The following is a 15927-nucleotide window of genomic DNA, read 5'->3' as shown; positions in this document are numbered from 1 at the left end:
GAGTATTTATAATCCTGCGCTCATACGTTATTGCCATTTTTGTTATTTATACTAAATTAATCTCTCCAAGGGTAATTTCTTATTAACCTTGCTTCTCTTCTTGATTGAATTTCTTTATCTTCTTTAATAATCTCTTTTATTGTCTGTGCTGGCGTGTTAAAAAAATAACGGCGATTATCAGGATTAACTATATAGTAGAAACGATCCCTACCTCTTTTATAAACTACAAAACACTTTGTATTTGAAAACCCTGGCTCCTCACAACCAATCACAAAAGGCTGATTCATCGGTAAATTATAAATAGCTCTGTCCACTCGATAAGCATACTGACTAGAACTAGGATTAGTGTAGCAACGTAATGTGCTAAAAGGGACATACTCGCAACGTTTATTTTTTTCTTCTGCGGTTAAATAAATAACCGTATTAGGAGAGGAGCCCTCACCATAAGAAAAATTAGGTTCATAGTCGGATGAAAAAAAATTTGTTGTTTGCTTTGGATTTTCATAACAACCCGCTGGGGCACTGTCATCAATAGGGGTAGGCAATGGTGCTGCCTGATAGCTCTCACCTAACCAAAAATCACTATAATAATCAGAGTTTTTAGTTCTAATGACTGCGCGATTTTCAGCGTAATAGACAAAAGGATCTTTAGGATTCTTACACTGACTGGGATCAAAAGGTTTCCAATCTTTAGGGTAGTATTTTTGATAACTTTCTTTCACTTTAGGTGGATAGTTATTCGCCACATATTGATGTTGCTTATCAAGTGCGCTCAAAGCCGTCTCTAAAGAAGCACCTTGTGCAAGTAATAAGGCTTTAATAGCATAATGTTTACCATCTATTGCAAAAGCTAAGGCGGTCATTCCCTCGCGGTTTGTTATATCAACCTTAGCTCCGGCGGCTAAGAGTAAACGTACTGCGTTTAGATCATCCTGATTCGTCGCAGCAATTAAAGGCGTATTGCCATAAGATGTTTGCCTGTTGACACTAGCACCTTGCTGAATCAAGTAATCAACAATATCAGTATGTCCTGTTGCGGCTGCAACAATTAATGGTGTTAAACCATAATCATCCGCCTCATCAACCGCTATGCCTTCATTCACCAGTAGCTGCACATTCGCTAAGCTACCCGCAGAAGCCGCTGCAATTAATAAGTTGCTATTTTCGCTAAATTTAATATCTTTGTTGAGCCCCTGAGATAATAAATACTGAGTGATTTGGCTATCAGGTAGCTCTACGCTATACAAAGCGGGATAATATTCTTTTTTAATATCATAACCATGAGCAAATAATAGTTTAATATAATCCAATCGCTGCTGCTGAATAGACATGCTTAAAGGATTAACACGTATCAGATTAGTTACATTAACATTGATATTTTGCTCTAATAAGTACTTTAACACCTCAATATTGGGTTGTTTAACAGCAAAAATAACAAGGTCAAAGGTACCAAAAGTACGATGAATATCGGCACCATTTTCAACGAGCCACTTAACGATTGATAAATCGCCTCTGAGTGTTGCTGAAACAATAGCAGCAAAGCGTTGATTTTCAATATAGTTAATATCAGCTCCATCAGCAATAGCCTCTTTAACTTGTTCTAAAGTGCCGTATTTAACTGCTTGGATTAACTTTTTCCCTTTCTCTTTATATTCAAGTGCTACCTGTTTTTTATAATATTGAATAGTGTAGTTCGTTAATCCTGTACCGACTGCAAGTACTATAATAATGAGCAAGCACAGTTGTTTTTTAGAGAGCTTTTTTATCATGCCCATATTGCTTTATCCTTCTTGAAGTAATAACGTGCTCACCAGCAATAAGGGTATATACAACATTATTTTTATTGATTGATGGCTACGAAACATACCAATAACTGTCCCCATGATTTTATCTCCATTATAAAGCGCTTTCTAGACAACAGTATTCGAGTTTGAACACACCATATTATTCTCAGTTCAAAATGATCTGCTCATGTATTAGTAGACAGTTTATTTAAGTATTTACCTGCTTGCTTATTTTGAAATTAAACCATTTTGTTGCATAAATATATCATACTCTTGCTAAGAGATAGAGAAATCCTAATTTCTGCTATTGGCACAAATACGCCTTAGACTCAAAAAAGCATCTATACTCTGATTTTAAGAAAAAGTATTAGTTTAGTAACTCCCTAAGTTGAAAATAGATCTAGTCATTTTATCAAAAAAGGCACAACAAAAAATTCATCACAAATTTCAAATAATGTTGAATATTGAGATAATATTAGTTTAAACTGAAGAAATATAAACTCTTCAAAGATACGCTTTATCACTAAAAAAGAAAGTATCTAAGAGATAATAAATCAATATTGCTCATTGTTGTAATAAAGAAAATATGAAATTACTTATTGTCGAAGATAATCAAAAAATGGCCGATTACTTAAAACAAGGCTTAACAGAATCGGGCTATATTGTGGATTTACTGCATAATGGGGTGGATGGGCTGCACAGTGCTTTAACAGAAGATTATGATCTGATTATTCTGGACATTATGTTGCCCAAACTCGATGGACTGGCTATTTTAAAGACCGTCAGACATGCAGGAAAACAAATGCCCATTCTCTTGCTTTCAGCACGAGATCGAGTATCAGACAGGGTTCAAGGGTTAGAGATGGGGGCAGATGACTACCTCATCAAACCATTTGACTTTACAGAATTGCTCGCACGAATTCGTACCTTATTACGCCGATCAACCCTTAACATCACCGATTCAGACACCCTCAAAGTTGCCGACTTAACACTGGATATTAAACGCCGTTATGTCATGCGCGGAGAATTACGCATTGATTTAACAGCAAAAGAGTTTGCCTTACTTGAATTACTAATACGCCGTCAAGGCGAAGTGTTATCACGCTCTTTAATTGCTTCGCAAGTCTGGGATATGAATTTTGATAGTGACACCAACGTGATTGATGTGGCAATGCGACGCCTACGCAGTAAAATTGATGATAACTATGATAATAAATTAATTCATACGATCCGTGGTATGGGCTATGTGCTTGAGGATAAACAGTAATGATTGCTCGACTAAGATACTCGCTCACCTTTCGTCTTGCTCTAATGTTCTCACTGTCGGCCCTTGCTGTATTGTTACTGCTCGGTTTTGCAGTACTCTACGTGGTCAACCAACACTTCATTTCACAAGATCGTATGATGCTTGAAGCGCAATCGCAGCATATTGCACAATCACTTCACCAAGTAGATACACTCTCTCAAGTTTCAATACAATTAGGTCATACCGTTTCAGAAAATGCTCACAGTGAGCATGGTTTTATTATCGTTGTGGCAAATGCGGCTGGTGATGTGTTATTTAATAGCTCACCGACACAAAATCTCTCTGCACTGGCCTTGCCATCTAAAACACTTGGCGCCAAACTGAGCACATTACATCAAAACGATATTAGCTATCGCATACTCACCCAACCAATGACGATTGCAAATCAAAAAGCAATCGTTCTGGTTGCCTTAAATATTAATCATCATCAAACATTTTTAACTGCATTTAAGACCTCAATGTGGATAAGTATCGCCGTTGCAGCCTTAATTATGGGGTTACTTGCTTGTATCGTAGCACAAAAAGGTCTAAAACCATTGCATCTATTGATGGCACAAACAGAACAAATCACCATCAATAATTTATCGCGCCCCCTGCCCATGAATTCGGCTTACTTAGAAATTTCCCAATTAACAGCAACCTTTAATGCGATGCTTGATCGATTAAATAACTCATTCCAGCGACTCGTCGGATTTTCATCAGACTTAGCGCATGAATTACGAACACCACTGAGTACGATGAAAATGCAAAATCAAGTCATCCTATCCCGATCACGTACGGTTGAAGAATATCAGCAAGCATTACACGACAATGCACAAGCCCTTGACCAAATGACCCGAATGGTCACTGATATGCTTTTTTTAGCCAAGTCAGATAATGGTCTCATTTGTCCTGAAGAGACCTCTTTCGCCCTACATGATGAAATCAACACCCTGCTTGATTTTCATGATTACCTTGCTCAAGAAAAGAACATCACACTACACTTATCTGGTCAAGGCAAACTCCATGGCGATAAATCTTTATTACAACGCGCATTGAGCAATCTTATCGCCAATGCAATTAATTACGGCGATGAGCACTCCACCATTGAGATTAAAATAATAGAAGAAACAGATCAGACACAAATCACCATCACCAATCAGGGAGAGACGATAGATGCCAAACATCTACCGCATCTATTTGAACGCTTTTACCGTACCGACAGCTCAAGAACCAATAATAGTGAGGGAGCTGGCTTAGGCCTTGCAATTACAGCAGCCATTATTGCAGCGCACCAAGGAAAAATAACTGTATCATCTGAGCAACGCCAGACATGCTTTACGCTACGCCTTAAAAACAAACACACAACAAGTTAAAACTGTTAAGTATTGGCTATGTAACAACAGCCTTTCCTTTTTCTTAATAAACTAATCCCACGATTTACGTGGGATTAATTAAGATTGACTCCATGCTATGAAATAATTACGAGTCCTCATGAACCTCCCGCTTAAAACGTCTACGTTGTATCAGCTTGTAAACAGCAGGAATAACAAACATAGAAAGTAAGGGGGCTGTGATCATCCCACCAACCATAGGCGCTGCAATACGACTCATGACTTCTGAACCTGTCCCCGTGGCCAATAAAATAGGGACTAGTCCAGCAATAATAACAGCAACGGTCATGGCTTTGGGGCGTACACGTAATACCGCTCCGTGATAAATCGCCTCATCGAGTTCATCGTCTGAAAGTTGTGTTTTACCCAATTGTTGCTGATAGTCTTCTATCGCATGGCGTAAATAAAGTAACATCACAACCCCAAACTCGGCCGAGACCCCAGCCAACGCAATAAACCCCGTCCCCGTTGCAACCGACAAGTGATACCCCTGAAAGTAAAGGAACCAAAAACCACCAATTAATGCAAAAGGAATACTGGTGATGATCAGCAACGCTTCATCAATCCGTCTGAAGGCAATATACAATAAGGTAAAGATAATCAACAACGTCATCGGTATCATCATTTGCAAACGTGCACTGGCACGTTCTAACAGTTCAAATTGCCCTGTGTAAGAAACACTAATACCAGAACTGAGTTTTACATTTTGACTAATTGCTGTTTGTAAGTCATGCACAACCGACACCAAATCCCGTCCACGCGCATCAATGTATACCCAACTCGCGGGTCTCGCATTTTCAGTTTTTAACATCGGTGCACCGGTTTTTATTTCAACACGGGCAACATCTGCTAAGGTAATATATTGTCCTTTGGGCGTTAAAATAGGTAAACGTCGTAAACTGTCAACATTGTTACGGTAATCTTGAGGATACCGTAGGCTAATCGGATAACTCTCAATACCCTCAATGGTATCGCCAATCATCTGCCCACCAATCGCAGCAGAAACAAAGAGTTGTACATCGTCAATATTCATCCCATAACGGGCACTTTTTTCACGATCAATATCAATATCAATGTATCGACCACCTGTTAAACGCTCAGCAAGTGCGGATACCACGCCGGGGACTGTTTTAGAAACTTCTTCAATTTGCTGCGCAATCTTATCAATTTCAGCTAAATTAGTCCCTGATACTTTAATACCAATAGCACTTTTTACACCCGTGGATAGCATATCAATACGATTACGGATGGGGGGAACCCATAAGTTTGCTAATCCCGGCAATCGAACCGTCGCATCAAGCTCATCAATAATCTTATCTAGCGTCATCCCTTCTCGCCACTCAGATGCTGGTTTTAAACGAATGGTACTTTCTATCATCTCCATCGGAGCTGAATCCGTAGCAGTTTCAGCTTTGCCTACTTTACCAAAAACTGTATCCACCTCAGGCACCGTTTTTATCAGTTTATCTGTCAACTGTAAAATATAGGATACTTGCCCCGATGAAACACCCGGTAAGGTTGACGGCATGTACAATAAATCACCCTCATCAATACGCGGTAAAAACTCGCCACCAATGCGACTTAAAGGCCAAACTAATGTAGCTAATAAAATAAAGGAAATAGCTAAGGTTAGTTTCGCATGCTTTAATACCACATGAATCATTGGGCTATAAATTTTAATTAAAAAACGATTCAATGGATTGGCGTCCTCCTTTGGAATTTTGCCACGAATCCAAAATCCCATCAAAATAGGAATCACCACAATCGACAATACCGCAGCACCTGCCATAGCATAGGTTTTGGTAAAAGCTAAAGGTGAAAACAGCTTTCCCTCTTGCCCTTCAAGGGTAAAGATAGGAATAAACGATAATGTAATAATCAATAAACTAATAAATAAGGCAGGCCCCACCTCAACCGAAGCCTCTGTAATTACTTGCCAACGCTCTTTAGGCGTGATGGTTTTATCTGGGTATGCGTGTTGCCATTGCTCTAGTTTTTTATGGGCATTTTCAATCATCACCACCGCGGCATCAACCATGGCACCAATGGCGATAGCGATCCCCCCTAACGACATGATGTTGGCATTTATACCTTGATAATACATCATGATAAAAGCAATAAATAAACCTAAAGGAAGTGAAATAATAGCAACCAAAGCTGAACGCACATGCCATAAAAATAAAACACAAACTAATGCCACAACAATAAACTCTTCCAGTAATTTACCAGTTAAGTTGTCGATTGCTCGGTCAATCAATTGGCTTCGGTCATAGGTTGTCACAATTTCAACACCATCAGGTAAACTACTTTGCAGTGTTTTCAGTTTATCTTTGACATGACCGATCACTTCACGGGCATTTTCACCTGAACGCAAAATAATAATACCACCGACGACCTCACCCTCACCGTTGAGCTCCGCCACGCCTCGACGCATTTCTGGCCCTAGTTGCACGCGAGCAACATCTTTAAGGTAGACTGGTGTTGCATTCTCATTAGTTTTTAATACAATGTGATTAAAATCTTCAATCGTCTGTAAATAGCCACTAGCACGCACCATGTACTCAGCTTCGGCTAGCTCAACAACTGAACCACCCATTTCCTTATTACCACTATTAATGGCTTGTTTAATTTGTGGTAATGCAATGTTGTATTGTGCTAGCTTTAAAGGATCAACCACCACTTGGTATTCTTTGACTACACCGCCCACGGTAGCCACTTCGGCAACACTGGGAATGGTTTTAAGTTCAAACTTTAAGAACCAGTCCTGTAACGAACGCAGCTCAGCTAAATCATGCTTAGCACTGCGATCAACCAAGGCATACTCATAGATCCAACCGACACCGGTTGCATCAGGCCCTAGCATAGGCACAACGCCTGCGGGTAGTTTGCCCTGAACTTGATTTAAATATTCTAATACCCGTGAACGTGCCCAGTATAAATCCGTGTTATCATCAAAAATAATATAAACATAAGACTCACCAAAAGAAGAAAATCCCCTAACAGTTCTAGCACCAGGTACAGAAAGCATTGTTGTGGTTAATGGATAAGTTACTTGATTCTCTACAATCTGTGGGGCTTGGCCTGCATAATTGGTTCGAATAATAACCTGCACATCAGACAAGTCAGGTAAGGCATCAACAGGGGTTTTATAGGTGATCCAAGCGCCCCAGACAGAAAGCAATAACACCCCCATCATCACTAATAATCGGTTGGCTACCGATTTTTGAATAATCCATTTGATCATTAATGTGCTCCTTGATGTCCAGTCATATTGTGTTGATTGGTCTTGTCGGCTGGTTGCTCACGCATGCGCTCAAGTGCCCCATTAATATTGGCTTCTGAATCAATCAGGAATAAACCTGAGGTTATGATTTTCTCCCCTGCTTTTAATCCTGACAGAATTGCCGTTTTACCACTGGCCTCAGCATAAATTTTGATACGTTTAGGAATAAATCGCCCTTGCTCATCTTGAGTAATCACACGTTGCTCATCACCTGTATTAATAATGGCTTGTGAAGGCACTAACACATAATTTTGGCTTGCTGTTTGCAATTTAACGATGGCACTCATTCCCGGTTTTAGCTTGTGATCTGGATTAGCTACAAATAATCGTAATGATAAGGTTCGGGTATCTGCTTGAGCATTGGAAAGCACTTGCCAGTCAGTTATCTTAAATTGCTGTTCAGGTAAAGCAGGTACTTCAACAGTTAACTGGGTATCTTTCATCAATAGACCCGCCAGTGACTCAGGCACAGAGGCAATAACCCAAATAGGATCAATACCTTGAATAGTTGCGATTAGGGCTGACTTATTCATGGTCATACCACTGCGCAAATCAAAGCTCGTTAATACTCCGCTGATAGGTGCACGAATAGTTAAATAACTTTGAATCTTTTTTGTTTTATTTAATTGATTAATTAGGCTTTTCGGCATACCCGCCAGATAAAGTCGTTCAAGAACCCCCTTTAATAACGCGGGCGAGGCATTAGTCCTAAGCAACGTTAAATATTCGCTTTGTGCAGAAACCCAATCAGAAACCGTAATAGCAACCAACGGATCTCCTTTCTTGACATAATCACCCACCGCTAATGGATAGCTTTTTTCAACAAAACCTGATGCCCTCGCATGGACAATTTCATATTGATATTGGTTAAAATTGACATTAGCCGGTAAACTTTGTTGATACGTTAACTTACCTGTTTCAGCAATATCAGTACGTAAGCCCAAATTTTGTACTTGCGTTGGGCTAATCGTGACGCCTGCCACCTCCTCGCTTCCTTCATCAGCATATTTGGGTACTAAATCCATATCCATAAATGGCGAAGGGCCTGGTTTATCAAATTTGGTAGCGGGGTACATTGGATCGTACCAAAAAAGCACTTTACGTTCAGCGACAGTGCTAGTTGTTTCTGTAGCTTTCGAAGTGAGTCGTGAGTAACTAAATGCTGTTACCAGAATGCCAAGCACCATTCCTATCGTAATCAGCATGATTGCTTGATATTTTTTAACCAACATGTGTCTTCCTGTTTTTATCAATAACGAATGGTGTGGCTCAGTTAATATAACTACTGAACAATATCAACACGTTGAAGCATTGATAACGGACCTTTTTGTTCAAATGTAAAGCGGATGTTATCGTTTGGTTTTAAATTTTGAATTAACGCCACATCTTCAGCCGTAAAGCGCATCGTCATAGCAGGCCAATTTAATGAAGTTATCGGATCATGATGGATAGTGACTTTTTTATTAGCAAGATCAACACTTTCAACAACCCCTTGCGTTTGAATAAGTTGTTGTGTTTGCGTGGCTGATGGTTGATGAGCATGCTCATGAGTTTGGCCAGCCCATACCACTGCTGTTGAACTTAATGTTAAAGCTGTTGTAAGTAGCATGTTTGTTAATTTCATAATGAATTTCCTTGTATTGTGTTATTTATTCTTTCCAACCGCCACCTAAGGCAACAAATAGATTAACCTGATTGGCGAGTGTGTTTTGGGTTAAAGTCAATAGAGTTAGTTCTGTCGTAAATACATTACGCTGTGCATCAAGAATATCTAAATAACTGGCAGAACCACTCAAATAACCTTGCTGTGATAAGCTTAATGCATTTTGTTGAGTTGATAAGTATTGCTCTTGAAGTAATTTTTGCTGACGATAACTTTGTTGTAGTGTTAATAAATCAGCCACTTCTTTAAAGGCTGCTTGCAGTGTTTTTTCATAGGTTATAGCAGCTTGTTGTTGTCGAAGATTAGCGATATCCAAATTAAATTTATTTTGTCCTCCTTTAAAAATCGGTAAACTGATTTTAGGTGCTAGATCCCATAAGGTAGCCCCACTTAATAAATCGGAAAGCTCTGTACTGGCATTGCTGATGCCACCCGTTAATGAGATAGAGGGGAAAAATGCCGCTCTGGCTACACCTATATCTGCGTTACTGGCTTTAAGTTGATGTTCGGCTTGTTGAATATCGGGGCGCTTCAACAAAACAGTTGAAGGTAAATTGCTAGGGATTGCTACGTTAATTAAATTTAGGTCTGTTACAGGTTCAACTGTTAAATCATAACGATTCACTAAATTTTGTAACGTATGGTGTGCTAATTGTTGTTCTTGTAACAACTCAACACGGCTAACTTTAATACTTTCAAGCATACCCCTTGCTTGCTCATAATCTAAATAAGTTGACTCTCCAGAAATCAACCGTGACTCAATCAAGGCCAATGCTTGTTGATAATTTTCCATTTGCTTATCAGCCGTTGCTATTTTTTGAACAATAATTTGCTCATTAAAATAAGCTTGGGCTACTTGTGACACGAGTAATAGATAGACATTACGTTGTGCTTCTTCCGTTGCTAAGTAAGCCTCTAATTGTGATTGGCTTAAATTTTTAAGCCGCCCAAATAAATCAATCTCAAAGCTAAACGAAGCACCTATATTATAATTTTTACTGGTTTCATCACGATTTTGCCCCGCGTATTGAATCGATGTCTGACCATCAACCTGAGGGTAACGGCTCGATTGTGCTACACCGTATTTCTTATAACTCTCCAAGGTTTTAAGTGTGGCTAGTCTGATATCGGTATTATTTGCCAAAGTCACCTCAATCAGAGAGATAAGTTGTTCATCCCTAAAATAACGCTTCCAACCAATATCACTTAAATCAATGGAGTTATGATCTTCAGACTGGCTTAAATACTGAGGAACTGTTGAAATATTGGGATCACTATTTTTTGGTGCTAATGAAATACAACCGCTTAACACCATAAATAGAGGAATGGAGATGAGATTTAACTTAGCCATGTTTTCTCTGACTCATAAAATAGATGAATAGAGAATAAGACTTACGTATAACATCACCGTGACAGAAAGATTACAATTTTTGTAATGTGGCTTAGTATAGATTTTATCGTGCTCTTTTGGCAAAATAAACTATAAATAACAATAGGTTTATTATCTTCATGGCATCAATAAAATGTTATCTAAATAGATCAGACCTCAGTATAAATGAATGGCCAGATCTAATGATTTTGCTCACTTGTATATTACATTCTTTCTTTTGATTTCTTAGCAACTAAACTAATAGCCAGCTCATTGGTTAAGATGTAGAAAAAATCACTAATATGGCAATTCACATCCACATAATTATAACGAGCCTAAATAATACACTAGAATGCATTTCAATGAGTTGTTGAGTAACAGGCCATATACATTATTTTTAGATTTTCATTAAACTTCCGCTTTTGGCACTAAGCAGTGATATTAAGCTTATATTTTATGTCCCTTTGGTAAAATCATGTATTTGGGTATGCGAATGTGTGCTGGCTTTTTTAGTATCTCTAGAATACTGTCCGCGATATCTTGAGGAGATAATTTATCAGAAATATTTAATAATTCATTTGGTTGGATAGGCCATTCTCTATGCAATTTTGTCTCAACTAATCCAGGCTCAATACAGGTTATTTGAATATTAGTTTCTGAAAGTTCCATCCTAAGCGATTCCGCTAATGCTTCTAAGGCAAAATTACATCCTGCATAGGCTCCAGAGTTCTCTCTTGTTTTTGTACCCATAACACTTGAGGTGATAATGATGTGGCCACGATTTATCTGTTTAAAGTATTTTAAGAAGGTATAAATTATTCTATATGACATTTCGACCTTTAGGCGAACCATCTTACACATTTTATCAATATCAATTGTTTCTATATTAGCTGACTCGATTGTTCCTGCATTAACAAATAATATATCGCATCGTTGCCATTGTTGTAAAACCATGTTCAATAAGTTTTGAGCGGTTTCTGGAATGAGTAAATCTTCACTATTTAAGATTAGGTTAGACTGTGGTGTAAAGGTTGAGTTTATGGTTCTTCCGTTACCTAAAAGATTATAGTCGTTTTTTAATAGTGTTTTAACTATAGCTTCTCCTATACCACTGCTTGCTCCTGTAACGACCGCTACTTGGCTCATGAAATGCTCCTTCTTAATTGATCAGTAAAAATTTAAAGTACTCTTAAGTTATTTTACAATGGCTTTATTGCATAAACATATCTCTGTATTACTAGAAAATAGAAAAATACCAATGTCTACTTCATGACATAAAGCGCATTAGACCCAAATGAGCGAACAGCAGACATTAACGCTCACAACTAATAACTTTCAATTAAAAATAAGAGCACATCATTGACTGCTTATTGATAAGTTTGATCATTACTAGTGTTCACTAAATTTATGGAGTCTTGTTTAACTAGTGCTCACACGAGACTCTTTTTTATGTTGAAAATTTTCACAAGCACAGAGGTAAATCAGAAATCCTGATAAATCTAGTATCAGTACTTTGAAGTACTAATCTAATAGTTCTTCATCTTTATTAGCTTTATTAGCTTTCTTAGGTTTTATAATAGTATAGTAATCACTTTCAAGTTCGCAGGTATAATCTGTGATGTCCCCATTATCTTTTAAAGCTATTAATAGTTTTTCATTACTCTTAGATATAGTTATCTTATTTTTTTTACGTAAATCAAATAACTTATCATATTCTGATAACTTCATAATACTAAGACAGTCGCTGCATTCATCTTTGTTTAACTCACTTAACTTACTAATTAATAAATTTATTTTAAGATCAATATCTAAAGTATCTAAGCTTATTAAATCTTTTAATAATGTAATAGATATATTTTCAGGTTCTAACATTAATCTATCTATACTCTGAATTATCTTTTCTAATAACTTCGATTGTACGGTTGTACCCCATTTTTCATAAGAGGTAACTAGGCCTATTAAATCTTCATCATTAAAATTATTATCCAAAATATACTTATTGATAGTCGCTGAATATCCTTTTTCTAGTATGGAAATTGGTTCGTGTACAAAGTCTAGTAGCTCCAGCTTAATATCATCACCAATATCCCAGTTAAGTATTTCAATGATTTCGTCAAGGTTATAATTTTCATTATTTGTTATTTGTTTATAGGTTTCTATGTTGTTTTTAATATAATAGAACAATAATGACTCATCATAGTGTTCACGGAGAAACTTTAAGGAGCCTAACCCCATACGAATAACTTTCAAATCTACAAGTATTTTAAATTTTTCATCCTTTATATTCTCATAGGGAAATGGATATTCATCGTTATAAATGCGATTTAGCGTAGATAGTATTTCTTTATATTTATTATCCGATAAATAATCACAAGTAATAATCTGACGGAATAAAATACCTTTTATATCTTCATCATATTCCGAAAAATCTAACTTCTGTGTACCATTATTAATAAATCGAATGAGTGGGTTATTTAATGTATTATTACACTGCTTAAAGTAAACCACTATATTAGCCTCTGTACAAACAGCCTTTTGAAGGTCAACAACTAAGTCAATAAGTTCAGTATTTTCAATACTATTAATTGACTCAATACGTGTTTGTAATAAATCTATGTAATTATTTTTATCTTCTTGAGGTAGATCTCCATTGTTCAGAAGTAGCACTACTGCATTTTCATCATCACGAATTTCACCCTCACAGATAGAAAAAATAATGTTAATGTACATCTCAATATTATCATTAACGCATGAAGCAAGTGGTGATTCGGGTTGAGATATAATTAACGTATAATTCTTATGATTAATGTCTTCTAGATTATTACATTGATATATTTTCTGTAACATTAATATTAGATTGTCAGCATTTATTTCGTATAAATGGTTTTGATACACTTTTTCAAATAGCTGTTTATTTGCAGCATCATAGTTAATTTTAACAAATCTTATATTAAGCTCATTAAAGCTATCGATTAACGTCTCTATAATAGGCTTTTCAACGTTTAAATAGTCCGCATCATTAGAAATGTAATTAGACAGACATTGTTTTGTATTAATGGCTTTAAGATTATTGGAGCAATAAAGAGTATATAAAGAATATTTTTTTATTTGATTAATAGATAATGCCTGTTTACTCAATATACAGTCGAATATTTCAGGCCAATACAAATTAAGCTTTGTTATATAAGTAGTTAGTTTTTGGCTTGTCTCGAAGTAACCCCAAATAAATTTAAAATCTTGATTGCTTTTTAAATACTCAAAAAACAAATTCAACTGAAATTTATATTCTACTTCAGTCAGTAAGAATTGAAATAAGTCAAAATTAAGGATTTCTTCTTGTTCAAAATCTAAATGTCTAAGCCGACTAATAATGAGAGGAATATTTTTAAGTTGATATGTATAGTCTTTAGCCTTCTTGTCAGTAATACTACGTAGAAATATTTTGTCTGCTTGTGTCAAACTATTGCCATAAAAATATGTCATATAGTCTGAATAGGTTTCATCAATATAGCCATTACGAATTAAATATTTTAATAAATCAAAGTATTCGCTGCCTTTAATTTCATTAAAGGTGGTTACTTCATCAATTTCATTAGTATATTTTGTTGTTTTAAATACTTCATCAATATTTTCTTTTGTAAGAATTTCATATAGATTTTTAGATTGTACTCGTCTGATTTCTTTTTGGGTATTAGCCAACTCAACCTCTACTTCAGAAAGATTAATACTAAGTATCTCTTTTCGCTGATCTATTTTAGTATCTAATTTAGAAAGTTCCATTCGATAGTCTGAGTATTGAGCAAAGCGATAACCATATTTTTGGTGGTATACATCATTCAGTTTTTTAATTTGATGCTGTCTTATTGCTTCTATTTCTTCAATAGTTTGTGCATGTTCATTATGAACTAATTCTATTTTTTCTTTTAGTTCAATTTCCTTGCTTTTTAGATGAGTTATTTCTTGTTTAATCAAATCATTTTTTTTATTAAATAATGTACAAACTATCCCTCTATTAAGTTGTAAATCGCTAAAGTCCTTTGGGAATATATTTTTATAGGTAATAATTGCCAACATTTTGTTATAATTAAGTTCTGTAGTATTTAACTTGTTATAGTAGATTAAAAATTCATTATAAATATTTTTAAGTATCCTCATATCATCAATATACAAAGAAAGTCCTTGCAAGAAGTGACCATCAAACTTGTCTAAAATACCGCTATCTTTAAAGTGCGAAATAAACTGATCATAGGAATTTGAACTATCAACAACGGGAACAACAGGGATAATGTAATCAAAAAACTTTGTTCTTTCTTTAGAAATAAAAATATCATCTCGAACTAGGTAAAAGAAACGTAAGGGAGAGTTTTCTTTCTCAGGTTGATTATTTACTAAGGTGTTAATTTCACGCAGTCTTCCAAAAATACTATTAATATTAAATCGATCAAGATCTTCGAACACGATAACATCAGCATCAGTATTTTCAAATAAGTACAGAACTTCATTTAAATATTTATCAAAGTACGAATCTTTACTTTCTTCAAAAATCTCTATTTCACTGCCTTGAAAATTTATCCTTCTGAAGATATTACGATTTTTTTGAGCTGTAATTAAATGGTAAAGAAAAATACCAAATAAGATTAAACAATATCCAAAACTAATTAATAATGATGACTTATAGGCAAAAAACTTTAATATTTCTTCATACCAATAGCCATTATCAAATACGGAGAACAAATACTCCCTCCATTTTTCAAAGAAGAAAATGTGAAATAAGCAGATGATAAAAAATATTGATAATATTGTGTTTTTAAAAATATCTCTAGAGTCAGCTTTTCTTTTTACTTTAAAGTTTGTTTGTGGAATATTTTTAGCAGGAATTTGATGAATGAGTTGATTAAGTATTTTTCCTTCTAAAACTGACTCATCAATTTTCGTAAAATCGCCTGGTTTATTTTCATTCTCTTCAACTGTGGTTTGCTCTTTATTTGGTGTAAAATTTGCTAATGAGATATGAATAAATTTTTTATTATGTTCCTTTTTTTTATACGACTCTATTAGACTACTTTTGCCTGCACCATATTGATCCTCGCCAAAAAAATAGACAAATGTCACCTCTATGATATAAATAAAAATCATAGGAGAACATATC

At 35.8% G+C, this 15927-nt stretch carries 9 protein-coding genes; 2 read left to right on the top strand and 7 right to left on the bottom strand.

Annotated elements, in window-relative coordinates; translation table 11 throughout:
- Positions 1-56: 56 nt before the first annotated feature.
- Entirely contained in the window at positions 57-1775 is a 1719-nt protein-coding gene (locus RHO12_01455) for an ankyrin repeat domain-containing protein (protein ID WVD66450.1), read from the bottom strand.
- Positions 1776-2370: 595 nt separating this feature from the next.
- On the opposite strand from RHO12_01455, the gene RHO12_01450 reads away from it, so the two are divergent.
- Both RHO12_01450 and RHO12_01445 read left to right on the top strand, forming a co-directional pair.
- Positions 2371-3051: a heavy metal response regulator transcription factor gene (locus tag RHO12_01450; protein WVD66449.1), complete on the top strand. Its 681-nt coding sequence runs from the start codon at positions 2371-2373 to the stop codon at positions 3049-3051.
- Entirely contained in the window at positions 3051-4445 is a 1395-nt protein-coding gene (locus RHO12_01445; protein WVD66448.1) for a heavy metal sensor histidine kinase, read from the top strand. The genes RHO12_01450 and RHO12_01445 overlap by 1 nt, the downstream gene beginning before the upstream one ends.
- Positions 4446-4551: 106 nt before the next feature.
- Here the strand turns inward: RHO12_01445 and RHO12_01440 are convergent, their stop codons facing one another.
- The 6 genes from RHO12_01440 to RHO12_01415 all read right to left on the bottom strand — a co-directional run bounded on the left by RHO12_01440 (position 4552) and on the right by RHO12_01415 (position 15914).
- Entirely contained in the window at positions 4552-7707 is a 3156-nt protein-coding gene (locus RHO12_01440) for a CusA/CzcA family heavy metal efflux RND transporter (GenBank protein ID WVD66447.1), read from the bottom strand.
- Entirely contained in the window at positions 7707-8978 is a 1272-nt protein-coding gene (locus RHO12_01435) for an efflux RND transporter periplasmic adaptor subunit (protein ID WVD66446.1), read from the bottom strand. Before RHO12_01435 ends, RHO12_01440 begins: the two co-directional genes overlap by 1 nt.
- Before the next feature lie 50 nt (positions 8979-9028).
- Positions 9029-9370, bottom strand: coding sequence for a copper-binding protein (locus tag RHO12_01430; protein ID WVD66445.1), 342 nt, complete (start codon positions 9368-9370; stop codon positions 9029-9031).
- 25 nt (positions 9371-9395) lie between these two features.
- Positions 9396-10760, bottom strand: a complete 1365-nt coding sequence (locus RHO12_01425) for an efflux transporter outer membrane subunit (protein ID WVD66444.1) — start codon at positions 10758-10760, stop codon at positions 9396-9398.
- 465 nt (positions 10761-11225) lie between these two features.
- Complete coding sequence (locus RHO12_01420) at positions 11226-11924, bottom strand: SDR family oxidoreductase (protein ID WVD66443.1); 699 nt, start codon at positions 11922-11924, stop codon at positions 11226-11228.
- Positions 11925-12299: 375 nt separating this feature from the next.
- Positions 12300-15914: a hypothetical protein gene (locus RHO12_01415; GenBank protein WVD66442.1), complete on the bottom strand. Its 3615-nt coding sequence runs from the start codon at positions 15912-15914 to the stop codon at positions 12300-12302.
- Positions 15915-15927 lie beyond the last annotated feature (13 nt).

The sequence above is a fragment of the Orbaceae bacterium lpD02 genome, from assembly GCA_036251875.1.
GTDB lineage: Bacteria > Pseudomonadota > Gammaproteobacteria > Enterobacterales > Orbaceae > Orbus > Orbus sturtevantii.
This window is presented reverse-complemented; position numbering and strand designations above follow the sequence as displayed.

Excerpts from the sequence above, each read along its gene's own strand:
- RHO12_01455 (WVD66450.1), bottom strand. The coding sequence starts at position 1,775 with ATGGGCATGATAAAAAAGCTCTCTAAAAAACAACTGTGCTTGCTCATT.
- RHO12_01450 (WVD66449.1), top strand. The coding sequence starts at position 2,371 with ATGAAATTACTTATTGTCGAAGATAATCAAAAAATGGCCGATTACTTA.
- RHO12_01445 (WVD66448.1), top strand. The coding sequence starts at position 3,051 with ATGATTGCTCGACTAAGATACTCGCTCACCTTTCGTCTTGCTCTAATG.
- RHO12_01440 (WVD66447.1), bottom strand. The coding sequence starts at position 7,707 with ATGATCAAATGGATTATTCAAAAATCGGTAGCCAACCGATTATTAGTG.
- RHO12_01435 (WVD66446.1), bottom strand. The coding sequence starts at position 8,978 with ATGTTGGTTAAAAAATATCAAGCAATCATGCTGATTACGATAGGAATG.
- RHO12_01430 (WVD66445.1), bottom strand. The coding sequence starts at position 9,370 with ATGAAATTAACAAACATGCTACTTACAACAGCTTTAACATTAAGTTCA.
- RHO12_01425 (WVD66444.1), bottom strand. The coding sequence starts at position 10,760 with ATGGCTAAGTTAAATCTCATCTCCATTCCTCTATTTATGGTGTTAAGC.
- RHO12_01420 (WVD66443.1), bottom strand. The coding sequence starts at position 11,924 with ATGAGCCAAGTAGCGGTCGTTACAGGAGCAAGCAGTGGTATAGGAGAA.
- RHO12_01415 (WVD66442.1), bottom strand. The coding sequence starts at position 15,914 with ATGATTTTTATTTATATCATAGAGGTGACATTTGTCTATTTTTTTGGC.